This is a genomic window from Rhizobium favelukesii (genome assembly GCF_000577275.2).
Taxonomy (GTDB): Bacteria; Pseudomonadota; Alphaproteobacteria; order Rhizobiales; family Rhizobiaceae; genus Rhizobium; species Rhizobium favelukesii.
In genome coordinates, this window is record NZ_HG916854.1 from 736920 (window position 1) to 759787 (window position 22868).

The window sequence follows — 22868 nt, forward strand, 5'->3', positions numbered from 1 at the left end:
TACGAAGTGAGATAGCAAAGCGGTAGGCAGCGTGCCTGTGGTCAGGTTGCAGGCGCATGACCTCCTGGGGCTGTTATTACCTTATCTTTGATCGAGCTCGATGCCGTCCTGCCTGACGTCGCCCACCTCAACACGAAGGGAGTTAGCTCGATAAGGAACTCTCCATCCTCGGCGTGCGTTCACGTCACGAGGAGACAAGGCATGGCACTTGGAATTGCAGTCGGAATTGGCGTTGGGACGGTCATCGGCGCCGCACTTTATGACATCTCCATCGGCACCGCGATCGGCATCGCGATCGGCGCAGCAGTTGGCGCTTTGCGTTACTCGATTTAACCATCTCAAATAAGCAAACGCGGAGAGGAGCCAGTGTACGTCGCTGTGCTCTCCGCCTGATCGCCCTGTCGCCGCCGCCCCGCCAGGTGATGGGATGGAGCAGGAAACTTGAGCATGAGTTGCATGTTCATGCGGCTCGAGGAGGAGATGGTTTTCCCATGAACAACGTTTTGGTTTGTCGGTGCGATCGTTATCGTTCTCGCCATTTTAAGCTTCTTCGGCCTGCGCTGATCCGTCGGGGCCACGAAGCCAAAGCTGGTCTCCAATCGTCCGGCCCCATCCACTGGTCGAGCGTCCGTCGCAGGAGGATTGCGCCTGGCGCTCGCTGCAAGGTCCCTAAAATTTCACGGAGCATGTCTTATTTTATTGCAAGCTAAAATAGACTTTAGTAGCGTCCTCACGTCAGGGGAGGATTTCATGCAGCAAGTAGAGCTTGAAGGCACCAATTCCATCATGGCGACCAGGGTCTGGAGCGTGCCGGAATTTTGCGCTCGCCACCGGTTGGACAATAATGAGGAAGCGAGGCTGATCGCGCTGTTCGGCCCGTTTGCGACGGCAGCTGAGCTTATGCACAACATGACACGTGCGCCAAAGTTCAGGTAAGAGGTACTTACATTGATCGCTCACGCGGGCTCGGTCGCAAATGAAGCTGCGCACCGATACCGAAACCCGGCGCTTTGGCCGGGTCCAATTCCGATCTTGACCATAAGTGATGCATAGGCCTGTGGCGATATCCGGATATGGCGTGGCGCCTCGTTTACCTTCTGGGCTGAACGACGCCGTTGTCTGACGCTCTGTAAACATCCGCGACACCCACGCATGGGCCGGCAGAGCGGCGTTCGATAATTCTGGAGGCGATATTGATGCGGCGGGCGGGATCGCCCGGCAGTCGCTGCCTCTCGATGCGCTCAAGCAGAAGGCGCAGACCAACTGCGCCGCACTCCTGACCTTCCATGCGCGCAGTCGTTGGTACGAGCGTGATCTGGATTGCCGGGGAAAAATCGCCGAAGCAGACAACCGAGATGTCATCGGGAATGCGATAGCCCTGGCCAATCGACCAGATACTGGATGACGGCCTGGCCGGCCTCGTGATCGGTGCCGGAGACCTGATCTGCCTGCTCCAGCGGATCGACCCAGCCGAAGAGGCGGCAAAACCAACGGTGCCTTCTTCGCCGCACTCATCGGATGGAGCGGACGCAAAAAACACGTGACGCTATCGAACACCAGTCTCGTTGCACGGATCCATTCGGGCGAAAAAGCCAGCTTTCTCCGGTTGGTCAACCCGACACGGTCAGCGCAGTCAACGGATGTGACCCTCGCTGTGTTGAGGGCTTAGGCTCGACCACTTCTATGACGGCCGAAAAACCGAGGTGCCGGCGTGCGAAGCGCTGATCCTTGCTCTCGGCTAGCTGTGGGAAAACCGGAGAGTTCGCGATATCGTTTTGATCCAACACTTCTGGCAGAAAAAGGCTCACGAAGCACGCTCGATCGTGGCCCTGCCGGATGTTCGGCTTGCGTGGCAAGCGTTGCGCAAAGAGTCGAGGTCACAAGCTCAGCCCATCATGGCCACCGCGGCCGAGGAGATGCGTCGCCGAACGCCAGGCATGATAGGCGATCCGGTCGAGCCGACGGGCAGCATCGATCCGCGCAAGGGCATCCGCGGCGGTCAGCTCTCCCGGCGCGACGGAGGCAAGGGTGGTGGCGCGATGATCTCGCTGTAGGGTATCGAGCTCCCTTGACGCGCTCTCCAGCTCAGCGAGCGCCGCGGCAACCTCCGACGAAACGTTCCAGCCGATTGGATCCGCCTGTGCGCTGAGAGCGCATTCCGAGGTGATCGAGCCACCGACCGCCTGTGCGGCATGCATGGCTTGTGTGCACAGCTCGGTGGCACGAAGGTCATGGGCGGAGCCGGCTGGCTGTCCTTCGAGCCTGCCCTCCTCCATGGCTTCCACGAGACGGGAGGCGTGATCGAGCGCGTGTAGCGTGCTCGTCATGCGGAGCCGCTCGGCCTCCGTCTCGGGCGGCTCCTTCAATTCGGACAGGAAATCCCGCACCTCCTCGAGCTTGGCGGCGGCGCTAGTGCTCTGTGCCGCGGGGCCGGCTCCGCCCGAAAGTGCTGCGGAAACCGAGGCGGCGGTTGTCGAAAGGACGTCTGCCACGACACGCCGGGCGGTCTCGACCGCGACCACCGGACTAGCGAGGGCGCTTGGATCGAGCGCGCGTTGAAGCGCCGTCTGCTTGGCGGGCAGGAGCCGCTCCACGACGCGGGTGAACCACTGCGTCGCCGGTAAGAGTACCGCGACCCCTACAACGTTATAAGCCGTGTGATAGGCGGCAAGGAGCGTCATTCCGTCGACCGACACAGACAAGACTTTCATCAGCGCCGTCGTGAACGGGAAGGCGGCGATCGCGATAAGCGCGGCTATGACCTTGAACAGTACATAAGCAAGGGCAAGGCGCTTGGCCGTCGCGCTAGCGCCGATGGCCGCCAATGCGGAGCTCGTTGCCGTCCCGATATTCTGGCCGACGATCAGCGCTGCGCCCTGCTCCAGGCTCACCGCCCCGGCGTAGAAGGCCGAAATGGTGACGGCGATGGCGGCCGTAGAGGACTGCATGACCGCGGTCATGGCCAGGCCAACAACGATGAGGGTCATGAGACCGACCGAGCCTTCGACCCAGCCAACTCCCGCTACGCCGAGCACTGCGGGCAGGTCAGACGGATGCAGGCTCTGCGCAAGACCTCCCATGCCTTGCTGGAGGGTGGTCAGCCCGTAGAGAACCAGCGCGAAGCCCGCGAGGGCGCCGCCCACCGCCGCTGTACGCCCGCCCGCCAGCAACTTGGCAAGCGCGCCAAGGAAGATCAAAGGCAGCGCATAGGCCGAAAGCGAGACGCGCACACCGATCAGTGCCACGAGCCAGCCCGTGCCCGTCGTGCCGATATTGGCGCCAAAAACGAGACCGAGTCCTTGCGGAAAGGTCAGAAGGCCGGCGTTGACGAGACCGATCGTCGTCATCGTCACAGCGCTCGACGACTGCACAAGCAGCGTCACGATGGCGCCCCAGAAAGCACCTGACAGCGGCGTAGCCGCCGCCTTGCCAAGGGCGGTGCGCAGGGCGGATCCCGCCAACGCCTTCAGGCCGTCCGTCATGACGGTCATGCCGAGCAGGAAGAGCCCGACGCCGCCGAGTACGGCAATTGCTGTCGACATGCACGCCTCTTCCGGTCTGCGCTTCGGCCTTGAGCGCGTTGAAGTTGTACTGCCAGCCGACCCTATGCCGCTATCCTATTCACGGCAATGACGCCCTCAGCGTCGGAAACGGGTGAGTTGCGAATAGCGATGCTCAGCGGTCCGAGTACCTGGAATTGGCGCCGAGCGTCGATTTCGCACTCCGATTCCTCCAGTGGCCTGTGCGTTGTGCTCCAGGGGAGAAGGTTCTATTCGTGCTGAATCGGCGGCTTTCTCCGGCTAGTCAACCCGACACGGTCGGCGCAGTCAATTGCGAGCTTGAAACCGGATGACGTCAGGCTTGCCAGGGAGATGTTTGTCGCCGCAATCGACGATGATCCCGGCTATGCGCGCGGATACCTGGGCCTCGCCTGGCTCGAAATACGGAAGCTGAAATGGAACGAGCGTGTCGATCTCGAAGCCACGCTGGCCAGCGCCTTTGCTTCGGCGAGCAAGGCGCTGGAGGTTAGCCCCTGTGACGCCGACGTGCACTGGGCGCTTGGCGTCATTTACCTGTGGCGGGGGGAGGCCGAACGGGCAATAGGATGTCACGAGCGCGGCCGCGAATTGGCTCCCAACAACTGTGATCTCCTCGCTGAATATTGTGATGCCTTGGGCTATCTCGGACGCCTGGAGGACGCGATCAGATTGGTGAATTGGCCTTGAGGCTAAACCTAGCCGACCCGACTGGTATCTCTGGAACATCGCCGCCAGCAAATACCTTTCCGGAAACTATCTGGAGGCATTGCCCCTCTTGGAGAAGATGGCAGACCGCGGGTCGGCTTACCGCCTGCCGGCGGCAACATATGCCCAGCTTGCCCGTTTCGAGGATGCACGCCGCGCTGCGAGCGAGTTGCTAAAACTCAATCCGGAATTCTCTATCGACCGATTCAGCTCCCGGGCCCCTATCGGGACAAGGCTCTCCTTGCCCGATACGTCGAAGGGCTGCGGCTTGCGGGTCTGCCGGAGTGAACGGCCGGTCATTGGCAGGTCAACCACTTTGCAACAAATGACATCAGGTTTTGATGGCCTGCACCTAGTCGGTGACCACGCGCGCTCGCGCTTTGAAATCCTCCGATCGACATTCGCTACAGGCTCAAAATGCTCCCAGCCGGCTCGACATGCCCTGGTCGGCGATAACTTCGCTTCCGCTCAGGGCGGACGCCTTGTTCGAAAGCAGAAAGACCGTTTGATGAACTTCCTCACCGAGGTCGACCTCACTGACGAACAACTTGATACGGTGACGTCTGCCATCTAGGCATGGTGCGCGAGACAGCATGATGACCCCGAGGGGGTTTCAGCCCGTGCGGCTGCTGCTCTTGCCCTCGAACTGCTTTCAACACACCCGTCCGCAACATCGGCAGAGTTGCTTGATTTACTCTCGAACCGACTTTCTGGCGTGGATAGCAAGTAGCATGGAACTCCTAGCCATCGTGATGGTTCACAGAGTGGATCACCAGGTGAGGTTTATCCCCTTGTGCCAGACGCTGGCTAACTGCGTGGTCCACCATTTAGCCCATCACTCCAATGTAGAATCGGAGAGCCTGTGTCGGCACCTGGGTGGATCGCCGTAATCGTTGAGCGCAACCAAGCGTTCCACATGATCGGATCCGCAGAAGACGCCCTTGATCTACTGTTTACGAATTGGCCGGTCTTTAGCGGCACCGCCTTCGTCTTAGCCATGGAGACCTGCGCGGGCACAGCGACGGGCGCGGTGACTCAAGGAGAAACCCTGTCCGCGGCTCATGATGCGAAGGTCGTCTGCTGGATCGCTTAGTAGGTTGGACAAAATAAATAGGAGTCGGCGGAACAAACCTTCTGGCATAGGGTTTATGCACCGCGTTGAGAACGTAACTCCTCTCAATGTCCACACAATCCCCTTAAGCCCCGCGCTCTCGGTGGGGCATTTTTTTGCAACCTTGCGAAACAAATTAGCGACAATTGCGTTAATATTCTCGCATTGCTTGCATTTAGGACCCGCGTCAGTTTCATTGCAAAACGGTTCTCGGAAGATGGAATCCTTACGCTTCGACAGCTTTCGCTATGGATTGGCGGCTCTTCTCATGCGCCGCCCACACCTCCGTCCCTATGCCCATATTGCACACCGGTGGACCGAAGATATCGAGAACTACGGCGACGCAGTCAGGTTCCGGGAGAAGTTGCGTGCTGGGGATGGCGACAAGATGCTCCTGGAGGAATGCGAGCGCCTCTGCATCGAGCTCGAGGATGAGGTGCAGTCCAATTTTGCCACTTCCGGCCTCGACCTGCCGTGACGAATTCTCTCCCCAACCCACCGCCATGAACGTACGATGGCACTTATGCCAACGACGCTTCTTTGGCTTCAGGTGAACCCTCCTTAGCCCGCCCGAAGTCTCACTGGTGTCCTGTCGTCAACGGCAGGATGCGTTGAGGGGCCAGGTTTTCGACAGCTTTCCGATGCTTGCGCGGCTGCTGTACCTCCCCCTCGATTTTCTTGCTCGTCTAGGACCTTGGTCCGACTGGCGCCCCCCATGATTGGAGTAGTCTTTGGGTGTCCTGATCCTTGATAGGCAGGATAAAAAGGGAAGCCCCTCGCCATCCCATCCGGGGCTTCCCTTCACGGGGTGAGCCGAATTGCGCGGCGACAAACAAGGTGAGACTCGTATTGCCTCGCCTGTGAATGTTCCTGATGCACTTGATCATTGCCTCACAAGATTGCTCCTTTCAGCTGCGAGCGTTCAAGTCGCGGAGAGTTGAGCTGTTTCGGAATTTGCGCCGAAGATCATGGCATGGGCTTTATTTCGACGCCACTCTTTGACGCGCCGTTGCACTGTTCGCAGGAGTCCGTCGGGGTACTCATTCGGATAACGCTCTTGAAGCCGCTCGAGCAACTCGCGGCCTGTCCGCCAAGGTTCCTCCTCAAACCAGGAGCGGAGATCGTCGGTCACGCGGATGAGCGGGTCTGGTCTACGTCGCTCTCGGCGCAGTTTTGGTTTCGCTTTGGCCGTCGGACGGACTTCGCCTTCCGTCCAGGCGTGGCGCAGGTTCTGCAAGAACGTTTCGATATCCGGCGTGGCTGTTGACAGCGAGGCATTGCTGGCAACCTCGACGAGACGCTGCTGCGCTGTTCGAATATCGCGCAATAGTTTCACAGGATCCAACTGATCGCCGATGTGCGATAGCCGATTTCGGACTTCGGTCGGTGTTCTCGGATCTGCCAAGAGCCTCTGATAGGGTGTCGCAGGAGGATGATAGATCTTTTTGACCACCGCGCCATCGCGACGCTTCTCCCGCAGCTTAAAGGATGGCTGAAAGAAGTTTATGAACAAGCGCACCGATCGGTATAGATCGGCCAGGGTCGCAGCGGCCTCGACCCCCTCATAGCGATGATAACCAACAATGCGGCGAACGATCGACCCATTCTTCTGCTCGACGAAAGCCTGATCATTCTTGCGGTAGGGACGGCAACGCGTGAACTCGATATTGGAATCAAGGCAGTAATCCCTGATCGTTTCGTTGATGAACACGCTGTCATTGTCCGTATCGAAGCCGAGCAGCGGAAACGGCATCAGACGCCGCAACTCACTCAACACTTCCGTCAGAAGCTTCTGCTCACGCACAAGCAGAGGCGCACATTCCGTCCAGCCACTGGCAATATCGGTGAGGACTAGCGTTTGGACGAAGCTGCCCCGCGCAACGGGGCGGGAGTGGGAGACAAGATCTGCTTCAACAAACCCAGGCGCGGGATCATCCCAGTCAGAGAATGTCCGGACGGGGACGCTACGCCTTAACGCAGACGAAGCCACCGAATGCCGGCGTCGCCGGCCGCCCGCTGTTTCGCGAATGTCTTTCAGAGCGCGATCAATCGTCGCGGCGCTCATCTGCAATAACAGAGCCCGAACCCGGTCATCCAGGTTGAGGTGTCCGTGCCGCTCCATGGAGATGACCAGCGTCGGGAGCAGCGCCTTTAGCCGCTTTCCACAAACACGGTCGGACGACTCCCACAACACGATAAGCGCCTGGCGGGCGGCTTCGTCATAGATCCGAGGACGTGGTCGAGACGCGACTTGATTATGTGTGCCGCGGAGTAACCGCATCGCATGTTTCCGGTGCATGCCGCTGATCGCAACGAACTGATCGAGAATGCGCGATTTTTCCTCTCGGCTGCCTTGGAGGTAGCGCTTTGCTAAAGCTGCAATCAATTCTTTCTTGGTCGTCACGCTGATGTGCCTCATCTGATTTGCTCCGCACCCACAAATGCTGGGAGCAAATCAGATGAGGCAACGGCCAATAATCAAGGAGCATTTTTGGCGAGGCAATGCGGCGTCTCATCCTGATCGTCGCGCTATACCGAATCCTAAGGCAGGCGTCGCCTCTATCGTCTCTATCGTCTCTATGGTTCTGTTCGCTCTCTCCTATCGGGTGATGATCACAATGTGGCGAACGATGTCGGCAAATGCGACACCCAGCGCCATCCTTCCGATCCCAATGACCCTCGGTATGCAATGCCGCGAGCGTCCTCACGTCGTAGACACCTGCAACCAGCCCCTAGGGCAAAACGCTCGACGCGATCGTCGAAGCCGTTCTTGCCGCCGTTGATCTTCTTGGTGATGGTCTCGATATCGCCTTGGCCGGCATAGCGATTGAGGTTGTAGCTCTCCTCCCAGAGCTGTACGAGCCCTCCCATAGGTCGGTGTTGACCAGATCCGGACTGGTTAACTAACTCCGAATTTTTCACCGAAAGGTAGGCAACCTACGTCTAATGGACGAAGTGCCAACAATGAGCGGTTGTGGTTTTATGAAGCCGACCGAGATGCGGTCAGTTTCTCTTGTAACGCGTTAGGAAGCTCGCCCGCCCCGGCGGGCTTCTTGCTGTCAGGGCCGATGGGAGCGAGGAAAACCAGTAGCACCCGCGCCCGAGGGTGCGGCGGCGCAGCCACGGTCCCTATCAGGTCCTCAAGAAGCAGAACGGAGACGATCCGCATGCGGGCATGGGCGAGGCAGGTCCGGTGTGGGAGATCTGCCAAGGCATTGACAGCGCAGGACGCGGATCGGCGTGCAGCGGCGATTGGCGTCTCGCCGCCTAAAGCTGGCTGGACGTTGCGAGTGGTAAGAACGACCTTGCCATGAGCACGATGGACACAGCAGTGCTGCAGGATCCACTATCCAGGTGAACCACTGGCGGACGGTCTCCGCAGCCGTATTTGAAGCTGGCCGTGTCAGAATATGTTCTTTGGCAAAGTGAAGCCTCAGTGGCGACGTAAAGAAACCTCTCCAACTCCGCCGATCGCCAATGGAGAAGTTCTACGCGGAATCGCGTCGGCCCCGGGATAAACATCGATCAATCTGGCCGCGATCTCCTCCGCCGTGTTGATTCCCGCGTTATGGAGAGCGATGGCAGATCTGCAAAGAACCTCCGAACGAGACACGACGGGCGACACGTCGTAATAGCGGTGCCACAAGACCACTGCCCTTGAGAGCATCTGGAACTCGTCTTTTGTCATCATAGTCCTCATTCTCCCGAACCCAAGCGAAAGGGGCTTTGTCGGGCGGCAGTTGGTGATGGCCAGACGGCAAACAATGGCTGCCACCTTTCAAACCGACAGGGCGCCGGGACGTTCCAGGATTGGGACTTAAGTCGGAGGCCCGTGGGCCTTTTGTCCAATAATGGCCGAGGGAATAGACAGCCGACCAATCGCCGCGTGGTCGAGCGACAGCCGGCTTTCCCGTAGATGCTTCGAATGGCTGTCGCGGCCTTGTGTCGAAGCGCGATACTCTTCAAAATTCGCAATCAGTAAAGAAGAGCTGATCTGGTTGATTGAGCGCGTCAAGGTCGCGAACGGCATTCTTAGCGCCGTCGAAGGCCTGGTCTTGACCAACCGCATGCGCAGGCTCCTCGACAAAACCACGAGCGACGCCAGGCGATCCGCGCGCAGTTCGCCCGCAAGCCCGCCGAAGCGTTGGTCTATACCGCCGAATCCAATCCCCTCTGTTATCCCGGCACGATCGTGCTCCGGAACAAGCTGGACCTCACGAACCAGGACGAACTCGACGAGTTCGAGACCTATCTCCCTCTCGTCGATGGTCAACACGCGATGACGTAAGTCATCGCCGTCTCTTTCAAGGCGTTTGCCACAATTGCTACAAAGGCGCCGGTACCTGCAGCGATGCGGATTAAGTTACAAGGACGGCCGCGCCATTGAGACGACCTGCTCGCAAATCCACCAGTGCATCGTTGGCCTGCGCCAAGGGATAAGGGGTTGTGACAGTTCGAATGTTTGCTGCTCGTACGACCTTCAGGAACTCGTGAGCATCAGTCCGGGTAAGATTGGCCACTGACACAACTCGTCGTTCGCCCCACAGTAGGCGATAGGGCATGGCAGGAATATCGCTCATGTGGATGCCACCGCAGACGACGACACCACCCTTCCGAACGGCAGCCAGTGCCTTGGGCACCAGCTCGCCCGCTGGAGCGAAAAGGATGGCAGCGTCGAGCGGTTTCGGCGGAACTTGATCAGACGATCCCGCCCATACTGCTCCCATTTCCAATGCAAAGCGTTTTCCTGCATCGTCTTCCGGTCGGACGAACGCATAGACCTCCTGCTGTTTCCAGCGGCACACTTGCGCCAAGATATGAGCGGCCGCACCGAAACCATATAGCCCGATGGTTTTCCCGCCACCCGCCATCTTCAATGATCGCCATCCGATTAAACCCGCACAAAGAAGCGGCGCAGTAGCAATCGGATCCGAGCTCTCCGGTAGAACGAACGCGTAATTTGCGTCGGCGGCAACATGTGTCGCAAACCCGCCGTCGAGCGTGTAACCCGTGAAACCCGGAGCGTCGCAGAGATTTTCCTTTCCACCACAGCAAAACGAACAACTGCCGCACGTGTGACCAAGCCACGGGACGCCAACCCTTCGACCTAGCAACGTTTCCGGCGCGCCGGATCCGAGCGCGACGACGATCCCTACGACCTCATGGCCAAGTACCAGGGGAAGCTTTGGGTCTGGAAGATCGCCATCGAACACGTGGAGGTCCGTGCGGCAGACGCCGCAAGCTTCAACCCTGATCAAGACCTGTGCCGCCGACGGAGACGGATCCGGCAGCTCGACAAGGCGCAGAGGCGTCCGAACTCGGTCAAGCATCATCGCCTTCACCTCAGCCTCCATTTATCGAAAGGGTAACTCTAATCAGCAACACACCGAACGCTCCTGCCTGGACCCGGATCAAAGACTCCTGCCCTATCGCGCGATAGAAATGGTGCATCGGCTTAACTGAAGTCGATGCGCTTGCGACGACGAGGAGGAAGGCAACGAGCGACATTTGAGAATCCCGACCTCGTCGTTGTCTGCGTGAACGGCGACGAGGAGGCAGAAACCGGACCGTTGGTCACAGCGTGGCACTCCACGAAGTTCCTTAATCCGGCACGCGACGGCGCAATCCTGCCTATTCTTCACCTCAACGGCTACACGATCGCTAACCCGACGATAGTGAGACTAAAAGGTCGATTTTATGGTCGGTTTATGCATTCCTCGCAGATGCCGTATTCCATCGAATTATCCTCAGACGGCGCGACTTGCTTTCTGCAGCATAGACAGGTGACCGATTCCCGACGACGCGTCGGGCATCGGGGCGGAGGAATGATTTCCATTTTGGTGCTGCAGTCGCGAAACCCCTTCGCGCGTTCCATTTTCGCCACTCCTCATCCGCGTTAACCTAGAAATGGTAACTGCGAATGATCGAATCTAGGTCTGCGCTTTACCGCCGTCACAATCTCTGTCTTCGGAACCTCGGTTCTACCCGTGTGCTCTCCCAGCTTCGCGTCGACGGCGGCCTCCCCCAATGTGCGCGTGGCGTCTCCCCGGGCACGCGACGGTGCCAGGTTGTCGAGCAGCTTGCGCTCCGGACCCGCGAGGTGCGTGCCCAGATAGGGATATCGCCTGCCACGTTGCCGCGGCCCCCTTCCGGGTATTGATCGAAAGGCCCGGCAACTCGATGATCAATCGGCTGCGGTCAGCCGAGACGTAAGATCACGTGGCGACCGTTCTGCACATGCTGGACGGGTCTGGCCTAGATGCCGCTGCGGTTCGTGACAACCGCGTCCGGCACGAGCTTGGCCACCAGTCGCGGCCAGTTGCGTCGTATGACCATATCGTCCGGCTCAGCTCCCTTCTCAAGGTACACGCCATTCGCAAGCCGTCGAAGCTCGCCCGCCTCATAGTGTCGTCGGATGCGGAGCGATCCTCGGCGTCGTCTCCGGATGGGGTGAAAAAGAGGCTCAATTCTTCCTCCTAAGCTCGACTTTGTACATTATGGAGCGAAGCAAAGTGCTTGTGTCATCCGCTTGAGGCGGCTTGGTTGAGTTTCAGGAATGTCCGGGTCTGGCGGGTGCTGTCGATAAATATCCTGATCCCACAGGATCATGCGAACCGCACCGATGGCATCGGAGAAGGTGAACTCTGTTTTCTTGTACCAGGCGGCGGCATAGGGAAGGACGCCATGACCGAGCAGATCGCATGCCCAGAGTGTGACGAGGCTGTAGAGCGCCAGCAGCGACGGGGTCGTGCGCATGATGGCTTTGTCGTTCCACTGCCGTTGGGTTTCCACGCCAAGATGCGCTCGCGTTTCGGCGAAGGTGACCTCGATCTGCCAGCGCCGAACGAAATAGGCAATGATCTGAGCGGGCTCAAGGTTGACGTTGGTGCTCATGAACGCCTGGGGTTCACGACGGCCTGATGGATCGCGAACGAGAACCCAGCGAATTGGTCTTGGGGGCGTTCCACGCCGATACCAGAGGCCGGTTCCTGATGTGACATCAAGGGTTTTGTCGGTTTGCTTGCCGTACCAGGACGATGCGACGATGCTGCCACTCGGTCTTTGCGTCTTTGAGGAGCGTTTTCAGTTTCGGCAATGGCCTGCCTTTTTGCGCCGGTCGCCCGAGCGTATGTTCGTGCCGTTGATCTGGTGGAGCAAAGAGACTGGCATCCAGACGCAACCGCGTGATGAGAGTGGCCGTGTCGGGAAGAGCCGCAGCCAGTGTATGAACGGCAAAGCTGCTATCGCCGACAAAGATGATTTCGCGGCCCGGCAGCCAGCGGCAAAGCTGCAAGACGCCTTGCCTTGCCCAATCAGTCAGCAGCTTGTGCTTTCGGCCCTTCTTCTGATCATGGCGCTCAGAGGGACACAGGATCGTCAGCACCGGCAGGGCTTTAATACATTTTGCCCATGGGACAGGTGAAAGAACCATGAAGCTCAACCATCTCAAGCCGCTGGCCTTGACAAAGTGGCCATGGCTGGAGCGCACCGGGTCACGATAAATTCCACGCGCGGCGATGCGTTGGCCCCAACGCCGTTCGATTGTATCATCCATGCCAATCACGACAGGGCCCTCGGGCACGAGCCGGGCAACAATGATGGACAGCAGACGGGCCGCCAACGTGCGAGGGTTCCAGCGGGCTCGGTTGAGGAGTTGATGATAGGCGGCAAAATTACTTACCTCCGCGCGTCCGGTGATGCGCAGGCAGGCCGTCACCGTTCGCTTGCCAGGCGAAAGGAGCGCACCCATCACCAGGACCAGCAGATGCTCCCAGCTTGGCGCGGTAAACCAGAAACGAAACGGCGACAGCCATTTGCGAAGGATGTGGGGGACCGCGTCTCCCGGCTCACGGCTACAATCATGTTGTTCGCTCATCCATTCGTTCGAATCCGATCAAACGAATGGCGCAAGGCCGGGACCCTGCGGCGAATTGATTCACCCAGGGCTGCTCAGATGCCCCCGAAATCACCACCGATTTTGTACAAAGTCGAGCTAAGGGGTCGACTAAGATCCGGTCTGTCCGCCCCGATCGCATAAGCCGATCGAATTCGCCCGGCTCGTCAAGTCAGCGGCCCTTGCCGCCGGTGTCCGCGGCGATCTCAGCGAAGGCGAGCGCGCGGCAAATTCTCCGGCCATTCGCTGCGCGCCGGTTGCCTCAGCCGAAATGACCCGTAAATATCAACGCCGCCGTGACCGCCTCCGGATCAACGCTCGCAGAGTTTCTGATGGAATCGCCGCTACGCGGCGCTGATCTGGACCTTGAGCGTCAACGCGACACACCACGTGATCCGCCTCTGTGAGACTGCTGCTCGACACCAATGTACTTTCCGAGGTGACAAAACCGCGCCCCGAAGCCCGCGTTTTGCAATGGCTGGATCGGCTTGATGAGGATCGCGCCTTCATCAGTGTCGTGTCGATTGCAGAGATTCGCTGAGGCGTTACCCTGATGGACAACGGGCGAAAACGCGATGCGTTGGCTGAATGGCTCGCCGGGATCTCCCACAACGTTTTGAGCGCCGCGTCATTCCGGTAGATAAGCCGGTTGCTCTCGCTTGGGGTGACCTGGTAGGGCTTGCGAAGCGAAGCGGTCGCGGGCTGGCGTCGGTGGACGCTCTGATCGCTGCTACGGCGATTGCCACGACCTCACTCTCGCCACGCGTAATGCCAGGGATTTTGAGGGGCTCGGAATCGAGATCATGGATCCATGTACCATGTACCACATGACATGCGTTTATTGCCGACAATAGGTTGAAAAAAGGCGGACATGCTTGCTCTCATTGAAAGTCGCCCTCGTCCGGGCGCAACCGGCTATCGCGGCTGTCGAGGGTAAGTGGGGCAGATTGAGTGGCAGCTTTTTTCGTCCATGAAGCAGACAAGTGTGTATAAGCGCACGCTTTGATAGCTGCCTATCGTCATGAGGGATTCCTCGGCTGGGGCAAATCATGATTCAGTCCCGGGATGACGAAGAAGCGGCTTCGCTCGTCCGAGCACGCCGATACGCTTTCACTGAATGCGTTGCGCAGCTTGGTGGCTGGACTTGTTGATCAGGTCACCGCTCTTTCAGCGGAGGTCAAAGAGCTTCGCACAGAGAATGCGGCCCTTCGCGAAGAGAACGCAGAACTTCGTCTGGAAAACACCCGTCTGAAGGTCGACAACCAGTTGCTGCGCGACGAGATCGCACGGTTAAGGACCTGCCGCCACGCCCGCCCTTTCGCCCGTCCGGCATGGAGAAGGCAACGGATGTGAGTGCGGGCGATAAGCAGGCGGGCAAGAATGCGCCGCGTGGCCCGAAGCGCGATGTCGAGCGAACAAGCCGAGAAGAGGTTTTGCGCGTCAGTGTCCCGGTTGGCTCGCGTTTCAAGGGATATAAAAGCTGCTTTGTTCGAGACGTGGTACTTGCGGCCGAGCTTGTGCACTATCGGCGTGAATGCTGGATCACGCCTGACGGTAGGACGGTTACTGCATCGCTGCCGCAAGGCATCTTAGGTGGCTGTGGCCCGAACCTGAGGCGGCTTAGCCTGATGCTGCATGCCCAGGACAGGTGACCACAGGGCGGCTGACGACCTTGTTGAACGGTATCGGTATCGACATATCGAAGCGCCAGGTCGTGGGCCTTCTGACCAAGGGACTGGATGGTCTTGTCGCCGAGGATACAGCGGTGCTACATGCCGGCATGGTTTCTGCACCTCATGTCACAGTCGACGACACCGGCGCACGTCACGCTCATGACAACTTCCACACCACCCAGATCGGCGGCGAACATTTTACTGTGTTTCGCACAACCGCATCGAAATCGCGGCTGAATTTCCTATCGCTGCTGCGCGGCAGTTATCACGACTATGTCCTCAACGACGCCGCATTCGACTATCTGCACGGCCACCCCTCCTATATGGCCCTGACTGCCAGGTTGCGGGCACCTGAGCCACGGCGCTTTTGCAACCAGGTGCCCTTTCTCGAATATCTGGCAAGGAAAGGCGTCGACATCTTCGACAAGGCTGCGATCCGCATTCTGGGGGAGGCGGGCATTTTGGGGTTCTATCCGCCATCACGGCCTTGTGGGCGAGACGGTGATCATCTCCGACGATGCCGGCCAGTTTCGTGTCGGCAATCATGCTTTGTCCCGGGTTCACACTGAACGCCTTCTGCAAAAGCTGATGCCTGCAAAGCCGAAGCACGCGAAATCGGTCGCTCTGGTTCGCGATCTAATCTGGCGCTTCTACAAGGCGCTGAAAGCCTGGAAGCAAAAGCCTTCGCCACAGGCTGCCAGCGGATTCCGCCAAAGGTTCGACAGGATTTTTACCCTGCACACCGGCTATGCAGAGCTTGACGCATTGCTGGCGCGTCTTCACCGGCGCAAACATGAACTGCTGCGCGTGCTCGATTGGCCGACGATCCGTTGCATACCAACGCGTCGGAGAACGACCTGCGCAGCTTCGTTACCAAGCGAAAGATCTCCGGCGGCACTGTCAGCCGGGACGGCCGCGTTGCCCGTGACACCATGCTTGGTCTGGTGAAGACCTGCCAAAAGCCTAGGCTTTCCTTCTATCATATCTCGGCGACCGGCTCGGCAGAGACGGCTTCCCTCACCTGAGCATGCCGAGACGCTTTCGCTGAAGGCGTTGCGCAGTTTGGTGACCGGCCTGCTGGAAAGAGCGGAGCAGGCTGAAGTTCGCCTTGCGAAACTCGAGGCCGAGAACGCAGCCCTTCGTGAGGAAAACGCGGCGCTTCGTCTGGAAAACACCCGGCTGAAGGTCGAGAACCAGCTGCTGCGCGACGAGATCGCGCGGCTGAAAAACCTGCCGCCGCGCCCGCCGTTTCGACCGTCCGGCATGGATAAGGCAACGGATGACAAGCCGGGCGTTCAACAGGCGGGCAAGAAGAAGCCGCGTGGACCGAAGCTCGATGTGAAGCGGGTCAGCCGGGAGGAGGTTTTACGTGCAAACGTACCGTCCGGTTCGCGCTTCAAAGGATACAAAAGCTGCTTCGTGCGGGAACTGGTTCTAAAGGCCGAGCTTGTGCACTACCGGCGCGAATGCTGGATCACGCCGGATGGGAAGACGGTGATCGCGCCGTTACCTGCGGGGATCATTGGCGGCTATGGCCCGAACGTCAGGCGGCTCTGCCTGATGCTGCATGCGCAAGGACAGGTGACGACTGGGCGGCTGGCGACATTGTTGAATGATGTCGGCGTCGAGATCTCGAAACGGCAGATCGTGCGCCTTCTGACCAAAGCGCTGGATGAGTTTGTCGCCGAGGACGCGGCGGTGTTGCATGCCGGCCTGGTGTCGTCCTCCTATGTCACGGTCGACGACACCGGTGCCCGTCACGCTCATGGTAACTTTTATACGACGCAGATCGGCAGCGACCACTTTACCGTCTTCCGAACGACAAAATCGAAATCGCGGCTGAACTTCCTGTCGCTGCTGCGCGGCAACTACCGGGATTATGTCCTCAATGACGCGGCCTTCGAATATCTGGAAGAGCGCCGGGGCGATCCGGGCCTTTTTGCCAGACTGCGCACTTTCGAGCCGCAAGGCTTCTGCAATCAAGTGCCGTTCCTGGAATATCTGGCCGGCAAGGGCATCGATATTTTCGACAGGCAAGGGATCGGGGTCCTGGCCGAAGCTGGTCTCTGGGGTTCCCTCCGCCATCACGGTCTGCTGGGCGACGTGGTGATTGTCTCTGACGATGCCGGACAGTTTCGTGTCGGAAATCATGCCCTATGCTGGGTCCATAGCGAGCGCCTTCTACAAAAGCTGATGCCGGCCAAGCCGAAGGAGGCGCGATCGGTTACTCTCATCCGCGATCTTATCTGGCGCTTTTACAAGGCGCTGAAGGCCTGGAAACAGAAGCCCTCCCCGCAGGCAATCCCAGGCTTCCGACGACGGTTCGACAGGATCTTTACCCTGCACACTGGCTATGACGCCCTCGATCAACTGCTGACGCGCCTGCATCGGCGAAAAGACGAGTTGCTGAAGGTGCTCGAGTATCCACATATTCCATTGCACACAAACGCGTCGGAGAACGACTTGCGGACCTTCGTCACCAAGCGAAAGATCTCGGGCGGCACCTTGAGCCGGGACGGCCGCGTTGCGCGCGACACCATGCTCGGTCTGATGAAGACCTGCAAAAAGCTCGGGCTTTCGTTTTACCATTATCTCGGCGATCGACTTGGCATCAGCGGCCAAACCATCCCGCCACTGGCAGGCCTTGTCGCGGCAAAAGCCTGAGTGCTGCTACCTGGCGCCGGGCTTTGTAAACGGCACGACACGGCCGTCTTTGGACGCCTCTCCATCGAGGCCATGCCGGCCCACAAGCGTCAGCAACGACGGCGAGACGTTCCAGTGCTTCTCATCGTCGGTATGAACCGTCACGGTCTTGCGATTGCGGCGGATGACGATGCCCCTGATCGTTCTCCCATCCGGCCCTTCGAACACGACACCGCTGCCGATCTTGATCTCCTGCAGGGCGGCGGCGGTCTTTTGCTGATGCAGAAAATGCAGCCTTTCGACGATACGTCCATGCAGTGCCATTAACGTGGCTTCGTCGAGCCCCTCGATATCGATCTCGCGCATCTTGCCGCTACCCACGCCTCTGGTCCCAATGCCGTCTTATGCTCTGCCATCGAGTATGGTAGAAGAGCATCGACAGCACAATTGCCCAGCGCTTCGGCAGTGCCCCCAAATCAGCCCCTTTACCCCGGTTACCTATCGAGGAACGGTTTCGCTAACCCATAATGCTTTGAAACTATGGTAAATAGCGCATTAACCAGAAGCAATATGCAGGATTACTTCCGCTACGCGTGCTTCGCCGTGCGATGGTCATCGCTTAGATAACTCGGTTCGGTAATTGGCATTTTTTCACTTGGATGGCCGGATTTCCAGGAAATTCGGGTCTTTCCCTCTATGGTCATTGAGGTTCACTAATCGATCTGCCTCGCGACATCCGAGCGACCTCCCGATCGGCTTTTCTGCCGAAAAGTCCGGAAGTTCCCGGTCGTTGGGCCCCCACCCTCGAAACTCCCCTTCTCGCTCAATTTCGGCCACAGGAGACCGCCAGCGCGCTTGGATGTCTCTGATGATCCGATGCTCGGCCGCGGCTCGCTTTTTCGCTGTATGGCCTCCTATTTCGATCGTAAAACACGCTTGCAAAGGAACCTTTTCTCATACAGTATTTCTCTGTACACAGCCCTGAAAACAGGCCGACAATTCCATGGCAAAAGCTTCGAGCGCCGGCGCCCCCGCCCTGTCCCGGAGACTGATCGGTTATGCTCGCGTTTCGACCGACGATCTGGTGAATGACGCCCAAGTCGACGCCCTCCGAGCTGCGGGCTGCGAGCGGATACATCAGGAACATGGTTCCGGCGCGTCGCGCGCAAGGCCGGTCCTGACTAAACTGCTGAAGGATCTTGCCGCTGGTGACGTGCTCGTCGTAGTCCGTCTGGACCGCTTAGCCCGCTCGGTCAGCCATTTGCTTGACGTCATCGAAGACCTCGAGAAGCGAGGCGTGCATTTCCGCTCGCTCCTCGATCCGATCGACACCTCTACGGCCCAGGGGATGTTTTCCTTGCAGGTGCTTGGCGCCGTTGCCCAGCTCGAGCGAGCGCTTATCGCCGAGCGAACCAAGTCCGGCATGAAAGCCGCCAAGGCGCGTGGCAGGCTTGCCGGCAATCCGGGCCTTCGGGAACGAAGACCAGAAGCGGTCAGAGCGGTTTCTGCGGCGCGTAGGCGAGCCTATCTCGATGAGCTAATTTCGTCGGCGCAGACATGGCTACCAACGGTGCGGCAGTTGCGGCCGCGGCATAGTTGGGACGATGTCGTGCGGATTCTCAATCGCCGAGGTCACGACTGGACGGTAGAACGCTTGCGTCGGGCCGTTCATCGAATGGTGGGGGAGAAGCTTGCGGAACCAGAACTGTTAAGCAGATCTCCTCGACGGCCACAAGAGGACTATCTCATGCGGCTGGTCGCCGGGATCGCAATCGCCGATCCTAAACTGTCAATTGGCGAGATTGCTGCCCACTTGGACCAGATGGGAGAGCGACCCCCACGTGGGGGCCGGAATTGGCAGCCGTCCTCCGTCAGGGCGTTTTTGGATGAGGCCCGCCGCTTCGGCCTCGTTCGCCCCTGAATACCTGGCGTATGAGGCGGACTGGCTCATCTACCAGCGACCGCTCACAGCAGATGGACACCGGCGCTTGTCTGCGATGGAAACAGAAAGCGGACAACAGTATCGGAGTTCGCACCTTCTGCGCTCAATCGCGGCCAGCCAATTTGCCGGACACTCCGTTGAAGCCCGCGTCAATAATTTTACTAAACATCCTCTCAGTAGCCTTGGGCTTTGACGTTGTGCAGGCGAAAGAGCCTGCGATAAGGTACCTGCGCTTGCGCAGAGGCGATTTCATCGCTTTTGGGTTCGGCTCCCTTCGGATGGTGACCCGGAAATCGGCTGGGCCGTATCAATCCTGCTGACAACAGCACAATCGACATTCCGGTTGGGGGCAGTCGGGCCATATAGGGGAATCGCAATCGGAGAGCGCTGCTTTGGTGCCGGACATTGGGAGCAAGACCATTCATAAGGTCGATCCGCAGGCGAGCCGGGTTGTGATGCGCCCCCCGCAGACTTATGCGACAGCGAAGGCACCATTGGTGTCGGCGCGGGGGCGGTCTGGGTTGTCACAACGGCCAGGAAGAACGTCACTTCGAAAGACTATAATCGCGAGCTTAGCCGCTTCAACGGCCTCAACTGGTGTGTTGGAAGCAACGCTGCCATTGCCCGCGGTGGGCTCCTGCTCCGCGCTTCCTGGCATCCGGTGAAGGGGTCAGTTTGGGTCGCTAATCAGGGCGACGGCGGCGGATCGACAGGAGGAGCAATGAGGATCGCAACGATTGAGGCCGGCGCGGTCGGCGGCGGTGGGGGTATCACGATTGGCGGCGGTTCGCATAGGTCGTCTCCCCTGAGTGGCCCGTCACCAAAATCGATGCAAAGAGCAACGAGCTGTCGAAGAATTCAGTGCGCCTAGGAGCGAGGAAGGCATTATGGGAGATGCCATCCGGTACGGCGCTGGCTCGGTATGGGTTTCGGGTAGAGCGCTCTTTCGGATCAACCCCTAGCGATAGAGTCTGAACGACCGCAAACTCCCCGTGCGCGTCGTGGCAGAACGACGCGCACGGGTCCGCTGTTGGGGTAACGTTGCCGTTAGCGGTCCATCGTTTGTGCAATGGCTGGTGGGCCGTTGCGATCAACTACTGAATGCCGAAGTACCCTTTAAGTCGCATGGTGTGTTCGATCGCCTCAAAAAAGTGAGTTTGCCAATGACGTACAACGGAGGCCTACCTGCTCCAGGCTAGCGTACGAATATTCAGAGCGTCTCGGCAGTTCTCAGCTGAGAACTTGGAAAGAGGCGAAAGATGCCCACCAACAGCAGTAGCGAAAGTCCGGCTGGCCCGTAGAAAGACCAATCGAAAATCCTCTTCAAGTCGGCTCGCGTTCGAAAAGTTCTCAGCTGAGAACTTTCGCAACCAAGAGCGCGCAGTAGGAACCTCTACGCTTGGTATTTCTTAGGTTTTAGAGCAGGCAGTCCATGCAAAAATCCCGCCAATCCCAATTGCGCGGGGAACATTTGCTGCGCAATTCATTGGAACGCCGACACAAAGAGGATTAGTGACATGAAACCCCAACGGCCGCCTCTCGAACGGCGTGGGGCGTTGCGCGGCCCTGCCTATTCGCTGACACAATTTCAACAAAAAGTACGGGCTTGGCCACGCCGTCGCCGAAGATCTTTTCATCCGGTTCGGCCCCTCGGCGGTGGACCTCGATCTTCTGATGGCGGCAAAACGGCAGAAGCCATGGATCACTGCACTGACTAGAGATACTACGCTTTGGTCGTCGGTATTCTGACGGGCGGCCTATCGGCCTGGGTTTTGGCGAACTGACCTTTCGCGTCTCCTTCAGGATTGCTCATTGATGACCCCCGTTGCTTCAGCGCGTCAGACACCTTCTTCACCTCGGGGTCGCTGCTACGTTCGCCCTTGGCATCCGCTCTGCCTTCCCATCGTCGCTCTCCTCTATCGTCGAGATAACAAGCCAACGCGACGCGGGATCCAGAGCCATAGCTGCTATTTCTCCAACCGTCAGACCCGTCCAAGGGTTTAAACTGCGGGTGTTCAGTGCCCTCCTCTGATCATTCGCCGCCGCTTTCACTATTCGGAGCACCCATCTTCGCGCGGGCCTCGGCGAGCATTCCGGCAACGACTTGAAGACCTCGTTTTTTCCCACAGCCACGTGAGGATTGCCGCGGAGAAAGGCGGCGTGAACTCGCTTGTGACAGTTGCGCCGAAAACGGAGGATTTCGCACTGATGCCGCAAGCAGCGATATGTTCGAACTCGAATCCAACAATCGGCGTTTGGGCGATCTGACGATGCCACGAAGGCTTTTGCTCAGCAGATGATCACCGATCATCAGAAAGCCTCTGACGAAATGAAGGGCCGCTCTTCAGCGGAAAGGTAAAAGCCAGCGCTCCAACGCGCAGAAAAGCATACTAGACAAGCTGAGGGGACTAAGGGTGATGACTTGACGCCGTGGATCTGTCTAAGCGCCATGGTGATGAACGTGGGAATGCCGTCCTAAAGGCTTGGGCGGCCAAGATGTGGCCGGCACTCGAATATCATCTGGAGATGGCAAAGGAGCTGAATAAGGGATCAGAACCATCGATCGGCCCCGAGGCTGTCATTCGGTAGCATGAGGAGATCGTTCCGACCCGTGCAGCATTTAGAAATACACCCTTCAACGTGCAAACCGGTGGGGCTTCTTGGAGAGGCCCATCACGCTGGAGAATGACGCTGGGTGGCTGTCCCTCCTCGCCGAATTCGTCGATTGCCGGCGGCAGCGCTGATCAATAGCCCAGCCAAAATCCCTTTCGAGCGCCATCGGAGTCGCATCGGGTCTCGAAGTCATGTCTGGCCGCGAACCGGCTAGGCCCGATCGACATTGCCGCAACTCCGTTCGACAACTTTCTTCCCCACGCGCATACGTTCATTCTTTACCAACCAACAGGGTCGTCTGTTGCAGTCCTCCCGTTTCGTCTTTTTGCATGTAGTCCGATCGTCCCGGGTATTTCTCCAACGGTCGCGATCGGCGCGATGGAGCAGCCACAGTCACTCGCAAATTTGCGGGTGGATTGTCGTGGCGATCTTCGCACCTGTTGCGACCAGGAGGCAGATGGGAGGCAGTGGTTCCATGGGGTATCGACGGACTCTGAAGGTGATTTTGTCTTCCGAAGGTTTGACAGCCGTGCAAACGGCGAAACTATCCAAAAAAATCAAATGGTTGATTCGATTCTCGCGCACGCTTCTTCGAATTTGAACAGATCGAGCCTCAACCCGGGATAGCCGGAGGTGATTAAGGTTTTGTTAACTAAAAATTTCTTGCGGAAGCTTGAGAATCGCATCTAAATCACGCTTGTGGTCTAGATAGCTTGAGAAAAGCGTTATTCCGGGGAAATGGCAAGAA

Annotated in this window: 17 protein-coding genes and 8 pseudogenes; 15 read left to right on the forward strand and 10 right to left on the reverse strand. The window is 58.6% G+C overall.

Annotated features, from left to right (window positions below; translation table 11 throughout):
• The first annotated feature begins 201 nt into the window (after positions 1-201).
• Entirely contained in the window at positions 202-333 is a 132-nt protein-coding gene (locus LPU83_RS75220; RefSeq protein ID WP_258579645.1) for a hypothetical protein, read from the forward strand.
• A 417-nt stretch (positions 334-750) separates the two neighbouring features.
• On the forward strand, positions 751-936 hold the full coding sequence (locus LPU83_RS63530; protein WP_024315564.1) for a hypothetical protein: 186 nt from the start codon (positions 751-753) through the stop codon (positions 934-936).
• A gap of 154 nt (positions 937-1090) precedes the next feature.
• Here LPU83_RS63530 and LPU83_RS63535 read toward each other — a convergent pair.
• Positions 1091-1475, reverse strand: a pseudogene (locus LPU83_RS63535) (substrate-binding domain-containing protein); the annotation flags it as partial.
• Between LPU83_RS63535 and LPU83_RS75955 the strand changes: the two are divergent.
• A pseudogene (locus LPU83_RS75955) lies at positions 1472-1654 on the forward strand (hypothetical protein); the annotation flags it as partial. The pseudogenes LPU83_RS63535 and LPU83_RS75955 sit on opposite strands and share 4 nt — an antisense overlap.
• 223 nt (positions 1655-1877) lie before the next feature.
• On the opposite strand, the gene LPU83_RS63540 reads toward LPU83_RS75955, so the two are convergent.
• On the reverse strand, positions 1878-3542 hold the full coding sequence (locus LPU83_RS63540) for a Na/Pi cotransporter family protein (RefSeq protein ID WP_024315562.1): 1665 nt from the start codon (positions 3540-3542) through the stop codon (positions 1878-1880).
• 297 nt (positions 3543-3839) lie between these two features.
• On the opposite strand from LPU83_RS63540, the gene LPU83_RS74575 reads away from it, so the two are divergent.
• The 4 genes from LPU83_RS74575 (at position 3840) to LPU83_RS63555 (ending at position 5833) form a co-directional block, all read left to right on the forward strand.
• Positions 3840-4226 carry a hypothetical protein gene (locus LPU83_RS74575; protein ID WP_231052440.1) on the forward strand — a complete coding sequence of 129 codons (387 nt, stop codon included), beginning with the start codon at positions 3840-3842 and terminating at the stop codon, positions 4224-4226.
• 88 nt (positions 4227-4314) lie between these two features.
• A complete protein-coding gene (locus LPU83_RS74580) occupies positions 4315-4818 on the forward strand; it encodes a hypothetical protein (RefSeq protein WP_231052441.1) in 504 nt (167 codons plus the stop codon).
• A 342-nt stretch (positions 4819-5160) separates the two neighbouring features.
• Positions 5161-5337, forward strand: a complete 177-nt coding sequence (locus LPU83_RS63550; RefSeq protein WP_231052453.1) for a DUF982 domain-containing protein — start codon at positions 5161-5163, stop codon at positions 5335-5337.
• 235 nt (positions 5338-5572) lie between these two features.
• Entirely contained in the window at positions 5573-5833 is a 261-nt protein-coding gene (locus tag LPU83_RS63555; RefSeq protein WP_024315558.1) for a hypothetical protein, read from the forward strand.
• A gap of 444 nt (positions 5834-6277) precedes the next feature.
• Here LPU83_RS63555 and LPU83_RS63560 read toward each other — a convergent pair whose 3' ends face one another.
• From LPU83_RS63560 to LPU83_RS63580, 5 genes are all read right to left on the reverse strand, one after another.
• A complete protein-coding gene (locus LPU83_RS63560) occupies positions 6278-7774 on the reverse strand; it encodes an ISNCY family transposase (RefSeq protein WP_040680833.1) in 1497 nt (498 codons plus the stop codon).
• Positions 7775-7968: 194 nt separating this feature from the next.
• Entirely contained in the window at positions 7969-8226 is a 258-nt protein-coding gene (locus LPU83_RS73530) for a hypothetical protein (protein ID WP_024319193.1), read from the reverse strand.
• Positions 8227-8788: 562 nt separating this feature from the next.
• Positions 8789-9046 carry a hypothetical protein gene (locus LPU83_RS63570; protein ID WP_051166794.1) on the reverse strand — a complete coding sequence of 86 codons (258 nt, stop codon included), beginning with the start codon at positions 9044-9046 and terminating at the stop codon, positions 8789-8791.
• Between the two features lie 126 nt (positions 9047-9172).
• The gene (locus tag LPU83_RS63575; protein WP_157997386.1) at positions 9173-9628 is read right to left on the reverse strand and encodes a hypothetical protein; all 456 of its coding nucleotides are present in this window, start codon (positions 9626-9628) and stop codon (positions 9173-9175) included.
• A gap of 85 nt (positions 9629-9713) precedes the next feature.
• Complete coding sequence (locus LPU83_RS63580) at positions 9714-10697, reverse strand: zinc-dependent alcohol dehydrogenase family protein (RefSeq protein ID WP_024319190.1); 984 nt, start codon at positions 10695-10697, stop codon at positions 9714-9716.
• Between the two features lie 159 nt (positions 10698-10856).
• On the opposite strand from LPU83_RS63580, the pseudogene LPU83_RS63585 reads away from it, so the two are divergent.
• Positions 10857-11033, forward strand: a pseudogene (locus LPU83_RS63585) (phosphoketolase family protein); the annotation flags it as partial.
• An 817-nt stretch (positions 11034-11850) separates the two neighbouring features.
• Here the strand turns inward: LPU83_RS63585 and LPU83_RS74585 are convergent.
• Positions 11851-12249 carry a hypothetical protein gene (locus tag LPU83_RS74585; RefSeq protein WP_244656158.1) on the reverse strand — a complete coding sequence of 133 codons (399 nt, stop codon included), beginning with the start codon at positions 12247-12249 and terminating at the stop codon, positions 11851-11853.
• Positions 12250-12355: 106 nt separating this feature from the next.
• The gene (locus LPU83_RS74590; RefSeq protein ID WP_231052442.1) at positions 12356-13231 is read right to left on the reverse strand and encodes an IS701 family transposase; all 876 of its coding nucleotides are present in this window, start codon (positions 13229-13231) and stop codon (positions 12356-12358) included.
• A gap of 169 nt (positions 13232-13400) precedes the next feature.
• Here LPU83_RS74590 and LPU83_RS74595 point away from each other — a divergent pair.
• The 5 genes and pseudogenes from LPU83_RS74595 to LPU83_RS63615 form a co-directional block, all read left to right on the forward strand.
• Positions 13401-13589: pseudogene (locus LPU83_RS74595) on the forward strand (integrase); the annotation flags it as partial.
• A pseudogene (locus LPU83_RS74600) lies at positions 13549-13656 on the forward strand (prevent-host-death protein); the annotation flags it as partial. The pseudogenes LPU83_RS74595 and LPU83_RS74600, both read left to right, overlap by 41 nt.
• Positions 13653-14103, forward strand: a pseudogene (locus LPU83_RS74605) (PIN domain-containing protein). The pseudogenes LPU83_RS74600 and LPU83_RS74605, both read left to right, overlap by 4 nt.
• 211 nt (positions 14104-14314) lie before the next feature.
• Positions 14315-15970 (forward strand): annotated as a pseudogene (locus LPU83_RS75960) (IS66 family transposase).
• 5 nt (positions 15971-15975) lie between these two features.
• Positions 15976-17586, forward strand: a complete 1611-nt coding sequence (locus LPU83_RS63615; RefSeq protein ID WP_425301960.1) for an IS66 family transposase — start codon at positions 15976-15978, stop codon at positions 17584-17586.
• 6 nt (positions 17587-17592) lie between these two features.
• Here LPU83_RS63615 and LPU83_RS63620 read toward each other — a convergent pair whose 3' ends face one another.
• Entirely contained in the window at positions 17593-17931 is a 339-nt protein-coding gene (locus LPU83_RS63620) for a hypothetical protein (protein ID WP_024317801.1), read from the reverse strand.
• A 637-nt stretch (positions 17932-18568) separates the two neighbouring features.
• Here LPU83_RS63620 and LPU83_RS63625 point away from each other — a divergent pair.
• Positions 18569-19486, forward strand: coding sequence for a recombinase family protein (locus LPU83_RS63625; RefSeq protein ID WP_040680834.1), 918 nt, complete (start codon positions 18569-18571; stop codon positions 19484-19486).
• A 1538-nt stretch (positions 19487-21024) separates the two neighbouring features.
• Positions 21025-21256 (forward strand): annotated as a pseudogene (locus tag LPU83_RS74630) (hypothetical protein).
• Positions 21257-22868: the final 1612 nt, after the last annotated feature.

Coding starts and splice junctions, on each gene's coding strand:
- LPU83_RS74590 (WP_231052442.1), bottom strand. CDS start 13,231: ATGAGCGAACAACATGATTGTAGCCGTGAGCCGGGAGACGCGGTCCCC.
- LPU83_RS75220 (WP_258579645.1), top strand. CDS start 202: ATGGCACTTGGAATTGCAGTCGGAATTGGCGTTGGGACGGTCATCGGC.
- LPU83_RS73530 (WP_024319193.1), bottom strand. CDS start 8,226: ATGGGAGGGCTCGTACAGCTCTGGGAGGAGAGCTACAACCTCAATCGC.
- LPU83_RS63555 (WP_024315558.1), top strand. CDS start 5,573: ATGGAATCCTTACGCTTCGACAGCTTTCGCTATGGATTGGCGGCTCTT.
- LPU83_RS63550 (WP_231052453.1), top strand. CDS start 5,161: ATGATCGGATCCGCAGAAGACGCCCTTGATCTACTGTTTACGAATTGG.
- LPU83_RS63530 (WP_024315564.1), top strand. CDS start 751: ATGCAGCAAGTAGAGCTTGAAGGCACCAATTCCATCATGGCGACCAGG.
- LPU83_RS63560 (WP_040680833.1), bottom strand. CDS start 7,774: ATGAGGCACATCAGCGTGACGACCAAGAAAGAATTGATTGCAGCTTTA.
- LPU83_RS63570 (WP_051166794.1), bottom strand. CDS start 9,046: ATGATGACAAAAGACGAGTTCCAGATGCTCTCAAGGGCAGTGGTCTTG.
- LPU83_RS74585 (WP_244656158.1), bottom strand. CDS start 12,249: ATGAGCACCAACGTCAACCTTGAGCCCGCTCAGATCATTGCCTATTTC.
- LPU83_RS63625 (WP_040680834.1), top strand. CDS start 18,569: ATGGCAAAAGCTTCGAGCGCCGGCGCCCCCGCCCTGTCCCGGAGACTG.
- LPU83_RS63540 (WP_024315562.1), bottom strand. CDS start 3,542: ATGTCGACAGCAATTGCCGTACTCGGCGGCGTCGGGCTCTTCCTGCTC.
- LPU83_RS63620 (WP_024317801.1), bottom strand. CDS start 17,931: ATGCGCGAGATCGATATCGAGGGGCTCGACGAAGCCACGTTAATGGCA.